At 33.1% G+C, this 17,258-nt stretch carries 14 protein-coding genes; 8 read left to right on the forward strand and 6 right to left on the reverse strand.

The annotated features are described in order from the left end of the window. Nucleotides 1-120: 120 nt before the first annotated feature. Entirely contained in the window at nt 121-1,710 is a 1,590-nt protein-coding gene (locus tag AC9UEH_RS09910) for a peptide chain release factor 3 (RefSeq protein WP_509531288.1), read from the reverse strand. Nucleotides 1,711-1,924: 214 nt separating this feature from the next. Between AC9UEH_RS09910 and AC9UEH_RS09915 the strand changes: the two genes are divergently transcribed. The 4 genes from AC9UEH_RS09915 (at nt 1,925) to AC9UEH_RS09930 (ending at nt 9,049) form a co-directional block, all read left to right on the forward strand. Then, nucleotides 1,925-3,901 carry a peptidylprolyl isomerase gene (locus AC9UEH_RS09915; RefSeq protein WP_509531290.1) on the forward strand — a complete coding sequence of 659 codons (1,977 nt, stop codon included), beginning with the start codon at nt 1,925-1,927 and terminating at the stop codon, nt 3,899-3,901. 88 nt (nt 3,902-3,989) lie between these two features. Next, on the forward strand, nt 3,990-5,417 hold the full coding sequence (locus tag AC9UEH_RS09920) for a peptidylprolyl isomerase (protein WP_509531328.1): 1,428 nt from the start codon (nt 3,990-3,992) through the stop codon (nt 5,415-5,417). 73 nt (nt 5,418-5,490) lie between these two features. Further along, complete coding sequence (locus AC9UEH_RS09925; protein ID WP_509531292.1) at nt 5,491-6,444, forward strand: AAA family ATPase; 954 nt, start codon at nt 5,491-5,493, stop codon at nt 6,442-6,444. Nucleotides 6,445-6,784: 340 nt separating this feature from the next. After that, nucleotides 6,785-9,049, forward strand: coding sequence for an aconitate hydratase (locus AC9UEH_RS09930; RefSeq protein WP_509531294.1), 2,265 nt, complete (start codon nt 6,785-6,787; stop codon nt 9,047-9,049). A 160-nt stretch (nt 9,050-9,209) separates the two neighbouring features. On the opposite strand, the gene AC9UEH_RS09935 is transcribed toward AC9UEH_RS09930, so the two are convergent. After that, nucleotides 9,210-10,259 (reverse strand): proline iminopeptidase-family hydrolase, encoded by a 1,050-nt coding sequence (locus AC9UEH_RS09935; protein WP_509531296.1) that lies wholly within the window; start codon nt 10,257-10,259, stop codon nt 9,210-9,212. 80 nt (nt 10,260-10,339) lie between these two features. Then, nucleotides 10,340-11,710, reverse strand: coding sequence for a histidine--tRNA ligase (gene hisS / locus AC9UEH_RS09940; protein WP_509531298.1), 1,371 nt, complete (start codon nt 11,708-11,710; stop codon nt 10,340-10,342). A 188-nt stretch (nt 11,711-11,898) separates the two neighbouring features. On the opposite strand from hisS, the gene AC9UEH_RS09945 reads away from it, so the two are divergent. Further along, the gene (locus AC9UEH_RS09945; protein ID WP_509531300.1) at nt 11,899-13,143 is read left to right on the forward strand and encodes an ABC transporter permease; all 1,245 of its coding nucleotides are present in this window, start codon (nt 11,899-11,901) and stop codon (nt 13,141-13,143) included. On the opposite strand, the gene prmC is transcribed toward AC9UEH_RS09945, so the two are convergent. Then, nucleotides 13,144-13,998 (reverse strand): peptide chain release factor N(5)-glutamine methyltransferase, encoded by an 855-nt coding sequence (gene prmC, locus AC9UEH_RS09950; protein ID WP_509531302.1) that lies wholly within the window; start codon nt 13,996-13,998, stop codon nt 13,144-13,146. It lies immediately after the preceding gene. A 6-nt stretch (nt 13,999-14,004) separates the two neighbouring features. Continuing rightward, the gene (locus AC9UEH_RS09955) at nt 14,005-14,490 is read right to left on the reverse strand and encodes a GNAT family N-acetyltransferase (RefSeq protein WP_509531304.1); all 486 of its coding nucleotides are present in this window, start codon (nt 14,488-14,490) and stop codon (nt 14,005-14,007) included. Nucleotides 14,491-14,518: 28 nt separating this feature from the next. On the opposite strand from AC9UEH_RS09955, the gene ribD reads away from it, so the two are divergent. Genes ribD through AC9UEH_RS09970 form a run of 3 tightly spaced genes read left to right on the forward strand, consistent with a single transcriptional unit; the run spans nt 14,519 to nt 16,774 of the window. Then, entirely contained in the window at nt 14,519-15,562 is a 1,044-nt protein-coding gene (gene ribD / locus AC9UEH_RS09960) for a bifunctional diaminohydroxyphosphoribosylaminopyrimidine deaminase/5-amino-6-(5-phosphoribosylamino)uracil reductase RibD (protein ID WP_509531330.1), read from the forward strand. After that, complete coding sequence (locus AC9UEH_RS09965; protein ID WP_509531306.1) at nt 15,555-16,157, forward strand: HAD family hydrolase; 603 nt, start codon at nt 15,555-15,557, stop codon at nt 16,155-16,157. The genes ribD and AC9UEH_RS09965 overlap by 8 nt, the downstream gene beginning before the upstream one ends. Nucleotides 16,158-16,165: 8 nt before the next feature. Beyond that, entirely contained in the window at nt 16,166-16,774 is a 609-nt protein-coding gene (locus tag AC9UEH_RS09970; RefSeq protein WP_509531308.1) for an IMPACT family protein, read from the forward strand. Between the two features lie 20 nt (nt 16,775-16,794). On the opposite strand, the gene AC9UEH_RS09975 is transcribed toward AC9UEH_RS09970, so the two are convergent. Further along, entirely contained in the window at nt 16,795-17,190 is a 396-nt protein-coding gene (locus AC9UEH_RS09975) for an acyl-CoA thioesterase (RefSeq protein WP_509531310.1), read from the reverse strand. Nucleotides 17,191-17,258: the final 68 nt, after the last annotated feature.

Below are 17,258 nucleotides of genomic sequence, written 5' to 3' on the forward strand. Positions count from 1 at the left end.
GGTTGTTTTCCATAACGATGAATTTTGTGTATCGCTATTTCAGGACAAGACAAATATTTAATACTAAAAAACCCATTCACATTGTGAATGGGTTTTTTTATTTCTAAAAGTTAAATTTTTTTATTCAAATTCAGAGGTGAAAAACAAATGCACATTTGGATATTTATTCTGTGTCATTTGAATGGTGAAATCAGAATCGGCTAAAAATACCAATTGGTTGTATTTATCGTGCGCCAAAAATTTCTGTTTGATACGTCTAAACTCTTTAAATTCTTCGCTTTTAGGATCTGCAGGTTTCACCCAACACGCTTTGTGAACTGGGAAATTCTCATACGAACATTTAGCTCCGTACTCGTGTTCCAATCGGTATTGAATTACTTCATATTGTAATGCACCAACGGTTCCAATTATTTTTCGGTTGTTCAATTCTAATGTAAATAACTGCGCCACACCTTCATCCATCAACTGGTCAACACCTTTATCCAATTGTTTTGCTTTCATCGGATCGGCATTATTGATGTACCTGAAATGCTCTGGCGAGAAACTCGGAATTCCCTTGAAACTCATAATTTCGCCTTCCGTTAAGGTATCACCAATTTTGAAATTACCTGTATCGTGCAAGCCTACAATATCGCCTGGGTAGGAAATGTCAACGATTTCTTTTTTCTCAGCGAAAAAGGCATTTGGACTCGAAAACTTTAGATTTTTCTTTTGACGAACGTGATAATAAGGTTTGTTTCTTTCAAACGTTCCAGAAACAATTTTTATAAATGCCAATCTATCTCTGTGTTTTGGATCCATATTGGCGTGGATTTTAAATACAAAACCCGACATTTTTTCTTCTTTTGGATCAACCAATCTTGTTTCGGAATCTTTTGGTCGTGGCGATGGAGCAATTTCTACAAAGCAATCCAACAATTCTCGTACTCCAAAATTATTCAATGCAGAACCAAAAAATACAGGTTGTAATTTTCCATCTAAATAATCTTTACGATTAAATTTTGGATACACTTCATCTATTAATTCTAATTCTTCTCGAAGTCGATCCGCTGGTTTTTGACCGATAATTTTTTCTAATTCAGGATTTTTGACATCTGAAAAAGCAATCGTTTCCTCGATATTTTTTCGACTGTCGCCACTGAATAAATTGATATTTCGTTCCCAAAGATTATAAATTCCTTGAAAATCATAGCCCATTCCAATTGGAAAACTCAAAGGGGTTACGGTTAATCCTAATTTTTGTTCCACTTCATCCATTAAATCAAAGGCATCTTTTCCTTCTCTATCCAATTTATTTATGAAAACAATTATCGGAATATTTCGCATTCTACAAACAGAAACTAATTTTTCGGTTTGCTCTTCAACTCCTTTTGCAACATCAATTACAACAATAACGCTATCAACGGCGGTTAAAGTTCGGAAAGTATCTTCAGCAAAATCCTTGTGTCCCGGCGTATCAAGAATGTTTATTTTTTTGTCTTTATAATTAAATGCCAATACCGAAGTAGAAACCGAAATTCCTCTTTGGCGTTCTATTTCCATAAAATCGGAAGTAGCTCCTTTTTTGATTTTATTGTTTTTTACGGCACCCGCTTCCTGTATTGCACCTCCAAAAAGTAATAGTTTTTCGGTTAAAGTAGTTTTTCCAGCATCGGGATGCGATATAATTCCGAAAGTTCTTCGTCTTTCAATTTCTTTTAAAAAGCTCATAAGTTTTGTAAATGGTCTGCAAAAATACTATTTATTCAACAAATAAATTGATAATATTAGAAAGGGTATTTCATTTATAGATTTATGTTAATAAATTTTTGTTAATAGTAACGGCTATAGTTGTATAATGTAATTGAATTGTTATTTTTGTGAATTGCAATTTATGCTTAACAATATTAATACTATTATATAATTAATTTTATTTATAATGAAAATGAAACAATTATTTTTCGGACTTCTACTGTCGTTAAATTTCATCGGATTTGCTCAAAATAGCACGAAAGAAGCTTTATTTACAATTGATAATAAGCCGTATTACACTGACGAGTTTGCAAGGGTATATAACAAAAATCTTGATTTAGTAAAAGATGAGTCTCAAAAAGATTTGAATCAATATTTAGAACTATTTGTAGGTTATAAACTTAAAATCAACAAAGCTTATAAATTAGGATTGCAAGACGGAACTTCATACCAAAATGAGTTAAAGTCATATAGAACCCAACTTTCTAAAAATTACACATCCGATTCAAAAGTAACAAAAGAACTTGTAGATGAGGCTTATAATCGTTCCTTAAAAGAAATTAAGGCATCCCATATTTTGATAATGGTTGATGAAAATGCAACTCCAGAAGACACTTTAAAAGCCTATAATCAAATTTTAAACCTCCGTAAAAGAGCTGTTTCGGGTGAAGATTTTGGAAAATTAGCTTCTGAAAATTCACAAGATCCCTCTGCTAAAGAAAACAAGGGCGATTTAGGTTATTTCTCAGCTTTTAGAATGCTTTATACCTTTGAAACAGCTGCCTATAAAACACCAAAAGGAAATATTTCTAATATAGTTCGCACCCGTTTTGGATTTCATTTGATAAAAGTGGAAGAAGTTCGTGATAATAGAGGTGAAGTAGCTGTAGCACATATTATGATTTTAAATCCCGAAGCAACTGCCGATGGTAAAGTTGATACAGATAAAGCTAAGAACACGATTCTAGACATTTATAAAAAATTGCAACAAGGCGAAAAATTTGAGGATTTAGCCAAACAATTTTCTGAAGATAAATCGTCTTCTTCAAAAGGAGGTGTTTTAAATCGCTTTGGGTCAGGACAATTAAGTTCAGAAGAGTTTGAAACCGTTGCCTTTTCATTATCAAAAGAAAAACCTATTTCTGAGCCTTTTAAAAGTCAATTTGGATGGCATATCGTTAAATTGATTGATAAATTTCCAGTTAAAACTTTGGAAGAAATGCAGTCTGATTTAGAAACTAAAGTTAGCAAAGACGATCGTTCAAGATTGATCGTGGCTTCAATGACGGAGAAATTAAGAAAAAAATATACCGTAAATAGAGACGATAAATTATATGTTGTAGTTTCTAAATTAATTACGAACGATTTTTATGAAGGAAAATGGGATGTTCCTGAAAATTTAAAAGAATTTAACAAAGATTTACTTACAATTAATAAAGTAAAATCGATTTCTGTAGCTTCTTTTTTAACGTATGTAAAAGCACAAGAAAAATCTCCAAACACACTGAAACCTATTGCTAAACTTATTGATAAATTATATCAGAGTTATGTAGATCAGGAGTTAGCTCAATATTACGATAATAATTTGGAGAATGAATTCCCGGAATTTTCAGCTGTAATGGATGAATATCGTGATGGATTATTACTTTTTGATTTAATGGAAAAAGAAATTTGGACCAAATCGAAAACAGATACTCTAGGTTTGAAAAGCTTTTATGATAAAAACCTTAAAAATTACAATTGGAAAAACAGATTGGATGTAACTATTCTTTCTTCTACAAAATTGGATGTAATTAAAAAAGCTGAAAAATTATTGAAGCAAGATAAAACGGTTGATTTCATCAAAGAAAAATTGAATCTTAAAGATGGCGTTGTGAATGTAATGTCAAAAGTGGGCGTTTTTGAAGAAGGAAACGAAGTATTGCCCAAAAACCTTAAATTTGAAGCTGGAATTTCTGAAATTATAAAAGAGGGTGAATATTATTTTGTCGCTAAAGTAAATAAAACGCTGCCTGCAGGTTCAAAAACTTTAGAAGAATGCAAAGGGAAAGTAATTAATGATTACCAACAATATTTAGAAGAAAACTGGGTTAAAGACCTTAAAAACGAATTTAAAGTTGCCCTAAATCAAGCGGTTTTTGAAAAAGTAAAAAAACAATTGAAACCATAAATATAATTTCAATTGCTTAGTTTCAAGTATTTAAAATAAATAAAAGTAAAAATTACAATTAATAAAATCGAATAAGATTTAGCGGATGATGACATTAAATAAAATAAATATGAAATTTTTAAATACGAAAACAGCTCTAATTGTACTTTTTTCTATGTTCTCTTTTGCTATTAATGCGCAAGAAGTTATAAAGGAAAAAGCATCGGATTCAACGAAAGTTAAGATGCCATCATCAAGACAAAAAGTGGATGGAATTATTGCAACTGTTGGTGATTATATCATTTTGGATTCAGATATTGATAAAGGATATTTAGAAATTTCAAGCCAAGGAAACTCTATTAAGGACATTTCAAGATGTCAGATGTTAGGGAAATTATTGGAAGATAAATTATATGCGCACCAAGCTATTCAAGACAGTATCGTCGTGAAAGATGATGAAGTTAAGAAAATGATGGACGACAGAATTAATTATATGGTAGAACAAATTGGTTCGCTAGAAAAAGTAATTCAATACTACAAAAAGAATTCTGAAGAAGAATTTAAAACCTATTTTTTCGATATTCTTAAAGAAAATAAGTTAACAGAAGAAATGCAAAAAAAGATTGTTGATGCTGTGGAAGTAACCCCTGAAGAAGTTCGAACTTTTTTTAAGAAAATACCAACAGCTGAATTGCCTGTTTTTGGAGCAGAAATGGAAGTGGCACAAATAGTTGTAACTCCAAAAATTACTGACGAAGAAAAACAAAAAGTTATTGATAAATTAAAAGGATTTAAAAAAGATATTCAAGGTGGAGCGAGTTTTTTCAGTAAAGCTGTTTTATATTCTGAAGATCCAGGATCACGTTCTAAAGGAGGTTTTTATAAAATGACACGTAAAACTCCTTTCGTAAAAGAATTTAAGGATGTGGCATTTAGTCTTGCAGAAGGGGAAATTTCGGAGCCATTTGAAACAGACTTCGGTTTTCACATCATTTACGTAGAAAAAATACGAGGTCAAGAAATAGATTTACGTCATATATTATTAATTCCTAAAGTCTCAGATGAATCTTTGTCAGCGGCAAAAGAAAAAATTGCTTTAATCAAAAAAAGAATTGAGGACAAGGAGATTACCTTTGCAGAAGCGGCCAGAACTTTGTCTGATGAAAAAGAAACAAGAGCCAATGGCGGGGTTTTAATTAATCCTAAAACCCAAGATACTCGTTTTGAATTAACAAAAATGGATCCTTCATTATACAGTAATGTTTCTAGCTTGAAGGAAGGTCAAGTTTCAAATCCTCTAGCAGAAGAAGACCAATCCGGGAAAAAGAAATTTAAACTTTTAACAGTTACAAATCGTATTAATGAGCATTCAGCTGATTATGCAAAAGATTATTTAAAAATAAAAAACATTGCTCTAAAAGAAAAACAAATCAAACAAATTGGTAAATGGTTTGATGAAAAAATCAAAGAAACGTATATCAAAATCAATGGAGAATATAGAGATTGTAAATTCACCAACAATTGGTTGAAGAAATAGCCGTAACTCTCTTAATCATTTTTCAGATTTAAGTTACCAAAAAACTTAGGTCTAAAATCTAAAATATTTAATAATGTCTGACGTTACCGAAATAAATAAATTAGTCCAAAAAAGACTTGAACTTAAAGCTGAAATTGCCAAAATAATTGTTGGGCAAAATGAAGTTGTCGATCAAATTTTATTGAGTATTTTCTCTGGCGGACACGCACTTTTAGTTGGTGTTCCGGGATTGGCAAAAACGCTGATGGTAAATACTATTGCGCAAGCTTTGGGATTGGACTTCAAAAGAATTCAATTTACACCTGATTTAATGCCTTCGGATATTTTGGGAAGTGAGATTTTAGATGAAAACAGACAGTTCAAATTCTTGAAAGGTCCCATTTTTGCTAATATTATTTTGGCAGATGAAATCAATAGAACACCACCAAAAACGCAGGCAGCATTATTGGAAGCTATGCAAGAACGTGCCGTTACAATTGCGGGTCATAATTATAAATTATCATTGCCTTATTTCGTTTTGGCAACACAAAATCCAATTGAGCAAGAAGGAACGTATCCTTTGCCAGAAGCGCAATTAGACCGATTTATGTTCTCTATAAAATTAGATTATCCTTCTTTTGCTGAGGAAGTTCAGGTTGTAAAAAGCACCACTTCCGATGCTAATATCACGGTAAATCCATTGTTCAATGCACAAGAAATTATCGATTTTCAGCAGTTAATTCGTAGAATACCTGTTGCAGATAATGTAATTGAATATGCCGTAACTTTAGTAAGTAAAACCCGTCCTGAAAATGCGCTTTCAAATGAATTTGTGAAAAATTATATCGATTGGGGTGCAGGACCAAGAGCGTCTCAAAATCTAATTTTAGCGGCTAAAGCCAATGCTGCTTTCAACGGAAAATTCTCACCAGATATTGAAGATGTTAAAGCCGTTGCAACAGGAATTTTAAGACATCGTGTGGTTAAAAATTACAAGGCGGATGCAGAAGGAATTTCAATTGAAAAAATAATCGATTCCTTGTTGTAATAAAATAGAATAATTGAAAAGCCTCAAAATTTAGAAATAAGTTTTGAGGCTTTTTTTTGAACTTCATTTTTGAGTAATTTTTATTAATTACAATTTTTCGCTTATTTATAAAGATTATACGCGATTTCCTTTAGTCTACTATTCCGAATTTGATAATAATAATAGTTTAAATTATTAATTTTATAATATTTAAACCTAATTTTAATCTTTCTACAATATAATAGGCTTAAATCTTTATTTTACAAATAATAATCACTTCAAATGGTACTTTTATTAAAATATCTTTAATATTAATCGGAATTGTTTAAATTTGTATTCTAATAAACTAATACAGATTACTATGGCTTTTGATATTGATATGATTAAAAAGGTTTACGACACAATGTCTTCTCGCGTTGATAAAGCACGAGAAATCGTTGGAAGACCCTTAACATTAACAGAGAAAATTTTATATTCACACCTTTGGGAAGGAACGCCTTCAAAAGCATTCAAAAAAGGAGTTGATTATGTTGACTTCGCACCAGACCGTGTTGCGTGTCAAGATGCGACGGCACAAATGGCTTTGTTGCAATTTATGCACGCCGGAAAACCTAAAGTTGCAGTTCCTACTACAGTGCATTGCGATCACTTGATTCAAGCAAAAGTAGATGCAAAAACCGATTTAGCACGTGCAAAATCACAAAGTAGTGAAGTATTTGATTTTCTATCTTCAGTATCAAATAAATATGGAATTGGTTTTTGGAAACCAGGAGCAGGGATTATTCACCAAGTAGTTTTAGAAAATTATGCATTTCCGGGTGGAATGATGATTGGAACCGATTCACATACAGTAAACGCAGGTGGATTAGGAATGTTAGCAATTGGTGTTGGTGGTGCTGATGCTGTAGATGTAATGTCAGGAATGGCTTGGGAATTGAAATTTCCTAAACTAATTGGAGTAAAATTAACTGGAAAATTATCAGGTTGGACAGCACCAAAAGATGTTATCTTGAAAGTTGCTGGAATTTTAACTGTAAAAGGAGGAACTGGTGCAATCGTTGAATATTTTGGCGAAGGAGCAACGGCAATGTCTTGTACCGGAAAAGGAACTATTTGTAATATGGGTGCTGAAATAGGAGCTACCACTTCTACTTTTGGATATGACGATTCTATGAGTCGTTATTTACGTTCTACAAACAGAGCTGATGTTGCCGATGCTGCCGATAAAGTAGCTGCTTATTTAACAGGTGATGCTGAAGTTTATGCAAACCCAGAGCAGTATTTCGACCAAGTAATAGAAATTAATTTATCAGAATTAGAGCCCCATTTAAACGGGCCTTATACACCAGATTTATCAACTCCTATTTCTAAAATGAAAGAAGAAGCGATAAAAAACAACTGGCCTTTAAAAATTGAAGTAGGTTTAATTGGTTCTTGTACCAACTCCTCTTATGAAGATATTGCTCGTGCCGCTTCTTTAGCGAAGCAAGTAACCGACAAAAAATTAAAATTAAAATCACAATTTACGATTACTCCAGGTTCTGAAGTTGTGCGTTATACTATTGAACGTGACGGATTTATCGACACTTTCAATACCATTGGAGCAACTGTTTTTGCAAATGCTTGCGGACCGTGTATCGGAATGTGGGACAGAGAAGGAGCAGAGAAAGAAGAACGCAACACGATTGTTCACTCATTCAATCGTAATTTTTCCAAACGTGCCGATGGAAATCCAAACACTTTAGCATTCGTAGGTTCACCAGAATTGGTAACCGCTCTTGCAATTGCTGGGGATTTAGGTTTCAATCCTTTGACGGATAAATTAATCAACGAAGATGGTGAAGAAGTAATGTTAGACGAACCAACAGGAAATGAATTGCCACCAAAAGGTTTTGATGCCGAAGACCCAGGTTTTCAAGCTCCAGCAGAAGATGGTTCAGGAGTTCAAATCTTGGTAAGCGAAACATCTGAGCGTTTGCAATTGCTTGCGCCTTTTACTGCTTGGGATGGAAAAAACATTTCAGGCGCAAAATTGCTTATCAAAGCATTCGGAAAATGTACTACAGATCACATTTCTATGGCGGGCCCATGGTTGCGTTTCCGTGGACATTTAGATGCGATTTCTAATAATATGTTGATTGGTGCTATTAATGCGTACAATCAAAAAACCAATAATGTAAAAAACCAATTAACAGGAGTTTACGATGCAGTTCCTGCTGTAGCTCGTGCCTATAAAGCTGCTGGAATTCCTTCTGTAGTTGTGGGAGATCACAATTATGGCGAAGGTTCTTCAAGAGAACATGCTGCAATGGAACCTCGTTTCTTGGGCGTAAAAGCCGTATTGGTAAAATCATTTGCGCGTATTCACGAAACCAACTTGAAAAAACAAGGAATGTTAGGATTAACGTTTGCTAACGAAGTTGATTACGATAAAATCCAAGAAGATGATACGATTAACTTCGTAGATTTAGTAGATTTTGCACCTGGAAAACCGTTAACATTAGAATTCGTTCACGCTGATGGTTCAAAAGACATCATTTTGGCTAACCATACTTACAACGAAGGTCAAATTGGCTGGTTTGTAGCAGGTTCAGCATTGAACTTAATTGCTGCTGGAAAAGCATAATCACATTTTCAATTATACTAAAAACGCGCTGTGTAAACAGTGCGTTTTTTTTTAAACTTTCATAACATCAATAATGGTTTTTTCTCTAAATGGGTTTTATTTGAAAACACCCGAAAGCGAAAAGACTTTTTTATTAACCGTCAAAAAATTATATAAGGACCTATAAAATGGCTTTCTTTTTGCCGTTGTTTACTTCTGTGACAAATTTAATAAGTCCTTTCATGTAGGCGTCTTGGTCGTCATACATTGCCATGTGGCTTCCGTTTGGACAAAATAAATAACTGCCGTTTGGGAATTGTGTGGACATCCATTGCATGTGTGCGGGATCCATAGTGTCGTTTTTGGCACCGATTACTAGCGTTGGGGTTTTAATGTTTTTTAAGTCCATCGAGCGATCCCATTTTTCTAATTTTCCTGAAACGCCAAACTCACTTGGGCCTTGCATGGTAACATATAACGATTGGTTCATTTTTGCAAAAGAACGGTTTACAGGTTCTGGCCATTTATCAATTGGGATTCTACAGATGTGCTCAACGTAAAAATTAGGCATCAGCAATTCCATATACCTTGGATTTGCAAAATCTTTCTTGGCTTCTATATCTCGAATTTCTTTTAAAATTTCTGGTTTCATTTGTTTTGAAAGTACGTCTTCGGCATATTTTCCGTATAATGGAGCACTAGACATCATATTTGAAATGATTAATCCTTTCAGATTGTCTTGGTATTTCACGGCATAATCCATGGCGAGAATTCCTCCCCAAGAGTGTCCTAGTAAGTAAAAATTATCTTTGTTAAGTCCTAATCCTACTCGAACTTGCTCCACTTCTTCTACGTATCGTGGCAAATCCCACATAGTGGTGTCTTTTGGATTATCAGAATTTCCGCAACCCAATTGATCGTAATAAATAAATTCTACACCTTCTTTTGGCAAGAAACTTTCAAAGCACTCAAAATATTCGTGTGTTGCTCCTGGCCCACCGTTGAGCAAGAGGATTTTCATCTTTGGATTGTTTCCTATTTTCTTCGTCCAGACATTGAATTTGCCTTTTGGTGTGTTTATGGAAATCATTTTTATGCCTCCATTTTGGATGCCTTTCTCTGTATTTGTGAAATATTCAGAGGGATTTTCGGTGGTTGCTTTTTGATTGCAAGAAATGAGTACGGTTGCAATTGCAACTACAAAACCAATTTTTTTGAATGTGTTTTTCATATATAGTGTTGTTTGATTTATAAAAGTATAAAATATAAATTCATTATCTAAATAAAAACAATAATTAACAAATGTTCTATTTACGCAAGTGCCGCTTTCAGCCCTTCAAAATCCAGCGTAACTTGCTCTCCTGAAATTAGGTTTTTCAGTGCAAATTTCCCTTCGTTCATTTCGGTTTCACCAATGATTATTGCAAATGGAATGGCTCGTTTATCAGCGTGCATAAACTGTTTTCCCACTTTTACAGCATCAGGATACAATTCTACTTTTACACCGAAACTTCGCAATTCTTTTATCACTTTCATTGAATAAAAAGCTTCTTTTTCTCCATAATTAATGAACAACGCTTTTGTAGTAGAAGTTACAGTAACAGGGAACAAATTCAATTCTTCAAGAACCAAATAAATCCGATCTAATCCAAACGAAATTCCCACTCCGCTCATATCTTTAAGTCCAAAAATCCCTGTCAAATCATCATATCTACCGCCGCCTCCGATAGAACCCATCGCAACGGATTTGGGTGGGGCAACTTCAAAAATAGCGCCCGTATAATAATTCAAACCACGTGCCAGCGTAACATCTAAATCTAAAAATGAAGTGGTTAAACCCAATTTAGAAACGGTATCGCAAATAAATTGCAATTCTTCTACCCCTTTCATTCCTTCATTTGAAGACACCAAAAGTTGTGCTAATTTTTCGATTTTCTCAGAAATAGTTCCCGTGAAATTAAATAAAGGTTGTACTTTTTGGATTGCTTCCGCTGAAATTCCTTTTTCAAGCATTTCAGTTTTCACACCGTCTTCCCCTATTTTATCTAATTTATCTAAGGCAACCGTAAAATCGATTAACTTGTCTGAAGCACCAATAACTTCTGCAATTCCGGATAATATTTTTCTATTGTTTATTTTAATGGTAACTCCTTTTAACCCTAAATCGGTAAAAACAGCATCGTATAATTGTACCAATTCCACTTCTTGCCACAAGGATTTTGACCCTACCACATCGGCATCGCATTGAAAAAATTCTCTAAACCGCCCTTTTTGCGGACGATCGGCTCTCCAAACAGGTTGGATTTGGTATCTTTTAAATGGAAATTCAATGTCGTTTTGGTGTTGCACCACGTATCTTGCAAATGGAACTGTCAAATCATAACGAAGTGCTTTTTCAGAAATGCTTGAGGTTAATTTGTTACTTTCTTTATTTTGCAATGCCTTTTCATCGGCTTTCGCCAAAAAATCACCCGAATTCAAAATCTTAAATATCAATCGGTCGCCTTCTTCTCCGTATTTTCCCATAAGGGTTTCCGAATTTTCAAAGGACGGCGTTTCAATTGGTTGAAAACCAAATTTCTCAAAATTGCTTTTTATAATCGAAATAATATAGTGCCGTTTTGCTACTTCACTTGGTGAAAAGTCACGTGTGCCTTTAGGAATACTTGGTTTTTGAGCCATTTTGATTGCAAATTTTAGGTTGTTGATTTTAGATTTGTCCTGTCTAAAATCTTATTTAGCGGAAAAATCTAAATTCTAAATTCTTAAATCTTAAATTTCTCTGTGCAAATATCTTATTTTTATGCTAAATAATCCTTCATCATAAAGTAAACTTGTAACAAAAATCGTATTTTCGTGACAAAATATAAATGATGTTCAAATTAACGAAAGAAAATATCCGAATTGCACTTGGTTCTATCCGCACACAATTATTGAGAACCATTCTGACTATTTTGATTATTGCAATAGGAATTACAGCTTTAGTTGGAATTCTAACGGTGGTTTCGGCATTGAAAAACACCTTGTCATCTAATTTTGCTTCAATGGGTTCCAATACTTTCAATATCAGTCAATATGAAACGAGTACTCGAAGACGTGGCGGTGGGGATATTGATAAAGTAAACCCAATAATTTCTTATCCTGAAGCCAAAGCATTCAAAGAAAATTACCAATACCCTTTCACGGAAACTTCCCTTTCATTTACTGCAACTTCAAAAGCCGAAGTGAAATTTGAATCTCAAAAAACAGATCCTGAAATTTCAGTTGTAGGTGTTGATGAACATTTTTTAGGAAATTCAGGATTACAAACTACATTAGGAAGAAACTTCACTGGATTTGACATTGATAATAATGCTTATGTTTGCGTGGTAGGTTCTGATTTTGAAAAAGGATTGTTGAAAGATGTAAATCCAATTGACAAAATAATTTCAATTCGAGGAGCAAAATTCAGAGTAATTGGAGTGTTAAAAGAAAAAGGATCGACTTTTGGAAACAGCCAAGATTTGCGGGTTTTAATTCCAATTCAAGTGGCACGCTCTTTATTTACAACACCAAATATCAATTATACGATGAGTGTAATGGTTACAAAAGAGGCATTATTGAATGAAGCTGTTGACAATGCCAACAATATGATGCGCAGGGTTCGGAAGCTAAATCCAATTCAAGAAAATAATTTTGGGGTTTCAAGAAGTGACGATTTAATCAATCGAATTTCCGAAATAACAGATGTTTTGAGTGTCTCAGCATGGATAATTGGTATTATTACCATTTTTGGATCTTCGATCGCTTTGATGAATATTATGTTGGTTTCCGTTACCGAAAGAACCCGTGAAATTGGCGTTCGGAAAGCATTGGGTGCGAAAAGAAGTACTATTGCATTTCAGTTTTTTATAGAAACCTTAATCATCGGACAATTGGGAGGATTAGTTGGAATTGTTTTTGGAATAGTAATAGGATACGGAATTTCTACCGCCATCGATTTTAGTTTTGTAATTCCGTGGAGTGCCGTAATTGCAGCCGTTATAACCACTTTTATAGTTGCTGTTGTTTCAGGTTCTTATCCTGCTTTGAAAGCCTCAAAATTAGATCCAATTGAAGCATTACGTTACGAATAGTTATATATTACAAGCGATCATTCTGTCATTTCCGTAAATATCTTTGCGAAGTTCACTATTTTTGAAGTTCATTTTTTCTAACAATTCAACTGTTTCTTTTCCAAGATATTGATTGATTTCAAAAAATAATTTTCCTTCGGGAGATAGATTTTTGGTTGCTAGTTCAGCGATTTTTCTATAAAAAATTAAAGCGTCATTGTCATCTACAAATAGTGCCAAATGAGGCTCGTTTGCCAAAACATTCGGTTTTATTTCCGCTTTTTCTAAATTACGAACATAAGGCGGATTCGAAACAATGATGTCAAATTGTTGCTCTAAATCTTTGGTTTCCAATATATTTCTTTGAATAAAAGTAACAGCAACTTTATTTAAATCCGCATTTTTTTTGGCTGTAGCCAATGCTTTATCGGAAATATCAATTGCAGAAACTTCAGCGTTAGGAATGTTTTTTGCCAATGAAATTGCGATGCAACCGCTTCCTGTTCCAATATCCAAAATCTTTATATTTTTGAATTTCGTAATATTTACAGCAGAAGAAATAATCCATTCCACTAATTCTTCGGTTTCAGGTCTTGGAATTAATACGTTTTCATTGACATTAAATTCTAAACCGTAAAAATGAGTTGTACCTAATATATATTGTATCGGAATTTCAAGTTTTAGTTTATATAAAATTTCATTCCAAATTAGAATTTCTAGTTCTGAAAATTGCAAATCTATGTTCAAAGCCAAATCAATTCTTCGCAATTGACGTTGGTTTTCAAGAATCAAAAAGAAGAAACTTTCTAATTCCATTTCATCATAAAAAGACAATAATTCTACTATAAATTTGGTTTTATATTCTTTTATTTTCATAACTATTTACAGCTTTTTCAGCATCCAAACTTGACAAGAGGAATGACCTGTATTTCCTATTTGTTTATCCAAATTGTAAAACCCTACTTTTTTGTATAATTTTTGGGCATCTTCCATATATGTCATGGTTTCGATATAGCAGCTTTCAAAGCCAAATTCCGCAGCTTTTTCTATACAAGTATCTATTAATAATTTCCCCAAACCTAAACCACGACCTTCAGGCAACAAGTACATTTTTTGAAGTTCACAGATGTTTTCATCCGAATTATCCAATTGCTTTATGCCCGCCCCACCAATAATTTTACCGTTATTTTCAACCACAAAATAAATGGCTTTTGGAACAGCATAGACTTCAAATAAGGAATCTAAATAGGGGTCTGCATAAGCAGTTCCTACTTTTGGTGCGCCCATTTCCATTAAAACATTTCTTACAATTGCAGCAATTTCAACGTTATCTTTACTCTGAATTTCTCTAATTATTATGCTTTTCATATTACTTTTAAAATCGTATTTTTGTGGCGTGAAGGTACAAGAAAAATATATAAAACGGTGCATCGAATTAGCCAAAAATGGTTTAGGAACTTCCTATCCAAATCCGCTTGTGGGTTGTGTTATTGTTTATGAAAATGAAATTATTGGCGAAGGCTGGCACAAAAAATCTGGCGAAGCTCACGCGGAAGTAGTTGCAATAAATTCGGTGAAAAATAAAGATTTATTGAAAAACGCTACCATTTACGTAAGTTTAGAACCTTGTAGTCACTTTGGAAAAACACCTCCTTGCGCAGATTTAATTGTAAAATATAAAATCCCAAATGTGGTAATTGGAACTATTGATCCCAATAGCAAAGTGGCAGGAACTGGCGTTAAAAAATTACTTGAAGCAGGGATAAAGGTTACCGTGGGAATTATTGAAGATGAATGCAACGAACTGAACAAACGTTTTTTTACTTTTCATCAAAAAAAGCGTCCTTTTATAATTTTAAAATGGGCTGAAAGCCGTGATGGATTTATAAGTCCCGAGGTTAAATCAGAACAAAAACCCGTTTGGATTACGAACGAATTTTCTCGTCAATTGGTCCATAAATGGCGAAGTGAGGGACAAGCAATTCTTGTGGGAACGCAAACAGTTATTGACGACAATCCAACTTTAACCGTTCGGGATTGGGTTGGGGGAAATCCTATTCGAATTGTTATCGATAGAAATAATAAAATATCAAAAGAAAGTCATATCTTTGATAATCAGTCTCAAACGATTGTATTTTCAAGTTTAGAAATTCATTCTGAAGTAGCGCATTTAAAATATATAAAAATTGATTTTAATAAAAATAGTACCGAACAAATTGTTTCTATTTTACATGAAAATCAAATTCAATCGGTAATTATTGAAGGCGGAAGACATACGATACAATCTTTTATAGATGCTAATCTTTGGGATGAAGCAAGGGTTTTTCAAGGAGGTATTTATTTAGGAAATGGAACAAAAGCTCCAGTTCTAAATGTTATAAATAGTACAAAAAAGACTATCAAAAACGATACACTTTTAATCTTTCGAAAATATGATTGATACTATTATTTTTGATTTTGGAGATGTTTTTATCAACCTTGATAAAGAAGCAACTCCATTGGCGTTGAAAAAATTGGGATTAAAAGAATGGAATTCGAATTTAGACGCCTTGAATTTAGACTTTGAAAAAGGAAAAATTTCAGAAACGGAATTCATCCTTGGGTTTCAAAACTACATTCCCAATGCCTCAATAAATCAAATTCGAGAAGCTTGGAATGCAGTTTTATTAGATTTTCCGTTGTATCGGCTTGAATTTCTTCAAATGGTCTCCCAAAAACACAAACTTTATTTATTGAGCAATACCGATTCCATACACATCGAACAGTTTCAAAACAAAGTCGGAATATCTTTTTACAGAGATTTTTACCAATGTTTTGAAAAAGTATATTTTTCTTATAAATTAGGTATGAGAAAACCGGATACAACCATTTTTGAATTTGTAATCAAAGAGCATAATTTGTTACCCAAAAACACTTTGTTCGTAGATGATAATCTTGAAAATATAGAAAGCGCAAGGAAGTTGGGGCTACAGGTTTGGCATTTACAAAAAGGGGTAGAAGATGTTATTGATTTATTTGCCAATAAAATAATTTAAATTTCAATTTGGAAATTAAAGACACGTATAAAACCATTGCAAATCCTTCCGAAGAAGTTTTATTCAAAGAAAAAAACAGTAAATTTTTTGGATATGCCTTTCCGGTGTGTTCCCAAGAAGAAATAAAAATGCATTTAGAGCAATTAAAAAAGAAGCATTTTGGAGCTCTTCATTTTTGTTATGCCTATCAAATTGGCACTGAAAAAATAGAATTTCGAGCCAATGATGATGGAGAACCGAGCAATAGTTCAGGAATGCCGATTTACGGACAAATACAATCTTTTGAACTTACGAATATATTAATTGTAGTTGTTCGTTTTTTTGGAGGAACAAAATTAGGTGTTGGAGGTTTAATATCTGCATATAAAACAACTGCACAAATGGCTTTAGAAGCTGCATCAATCATTGAAAAAACAATTGATGTTAGCTTCAAAATTACTTTTGATTATAAAAACATGAATAAAGTGATGCGAATTATTAAAGAAAAAAAATTAAATGCTATTTCTCAAAAAATGGAATTGAATTGTGAAATTGAAATTTCCACTCGCAAAAAAAATGCCGAAGAAATAACGGACATTTTTGAAACTTTATTTGAAGTTTTCCTAACAAAATTGTGATTTCGTTGTGAATAGTTTAATTACTCCAAAATATCCTTAATATATTGAGGAGGTTGAATCGGTTTTCCTGTTATTAAATCAACAAAAACCAAGATAAAATGGGCAGTTGTTAACAATTCGTTTTTCTCATTATGAATTTCGCAATCAAATTCAACTTTCACTGAAGTTTGACTTTTAAAAGACGTAGTGACTGTTAATAATTCATCGTAACGAGCAGGTTTTTTATAATTTATATTCATAGAAACAATAGGAAGTGCCACGCCACTTTCTTCCATTAATTTATAGGAAACCCCTTTATTTCTTAGCCATTCCACTCTTCCTATTTCAAAATAAGGAATATAATTACCGTGATAAACGACTCCCATTTGGTCTGTTTCTGAATAACGAACGCGAACTTGAATTTGATGTGTGTGCATTTTATTTATTTAGGATGCTATTGAAAATTAGAACTTACTACATACGACAAAATTTTTAAATATTTTCA

This window comes from Flavobacterium sp., assembly GCF_040402835.1.
GTDB lineage: Bacteria > Bacteroidota > Bacteroidia > Flavobacteriales > Flavobacteriaceae > Flavobacterium.

Coding starts and splice junctions, on each gene's coding strand:
- AC9UEH_RS09910 (WP_509531288.1), bottom strand. CDS start 1,710: ATGAGCTTTTTAAAAGAAATTGAAAGACGAAGAACTTTCGGAATTATA.
- AC9UEH_RS09915 (WP_509531290.1), top strand. CDS start 1,925: ATGAAACAATTATTTTTCGGACTTCTACTGTCGTTAAATTTCATCGGA.
- AC9UEH_RS09920 (WP_509531328.1), top strand. CDS start 3,990: ATGACATTAAATAAAATAAATATGAAATTTTTAAATACGAAAACAGCT.
- AC9UEH_RS09925 (WP_509531292.1), top strand. CDS start 5,491: ATGTCTGACGTTACCGAAATAAATAAATTAGTCCAAAAAAGACTTGAA.
- AC9UEH_RS09930 (WP_509531294.1), top strand. CDS start 6,785: ATGGCTTTTGATATTGATATGATTAAAAAGGTTTACGACACAATGTCT.
- AC9UEH_RS09935 (WP_509531296.1), bottom strand. CDS start 10,259: ATGAAAAACACATTCAAAAAAATTGGTTTTGTAGTTGCAATTGCAACC.
- hisS (WP_509531298.1), bottom strand. CDS start 11,710: ATGGCTCAAAAACCAAGTATTCCTAAAGGCACACGTGACTTTTCACCA.
- AC9UEH_RS09945 (WP_509531300.1), top strand. CDS start 11,899: ATGATGTTCAAATTAACGAAAGAAAATATCCGAATTGCACTTGGTTCT.
- prmC (WP_509531302.1), bottom strand. CDS start 13,998: ATGAAAATAAAAGAATATAAAACCAAATTTATAGTAGAATTATTGTCT.
- AC9UEH_RS09955 (WP_509531304.1), bottom strand. CDS start 14,490: ATGAAAAGCATAATAATTAGAGAAATTCAGAGTAAAGATAACGTTGAA.
- AC9UEH_RS09965 (WP_509531306.1), top strand. CDS start 15,555: ATGATTGATACTATTATTTTTGATTTTGGAGATGTTTTTATCAACCTT.
- AC9UEH_RS09975 (WP_509531310.1), bottom strand. CDS start 17,190: ATGCACACACATCAAATTCAAGTTCGCGTTCGTTATTCAGAAACAGAC.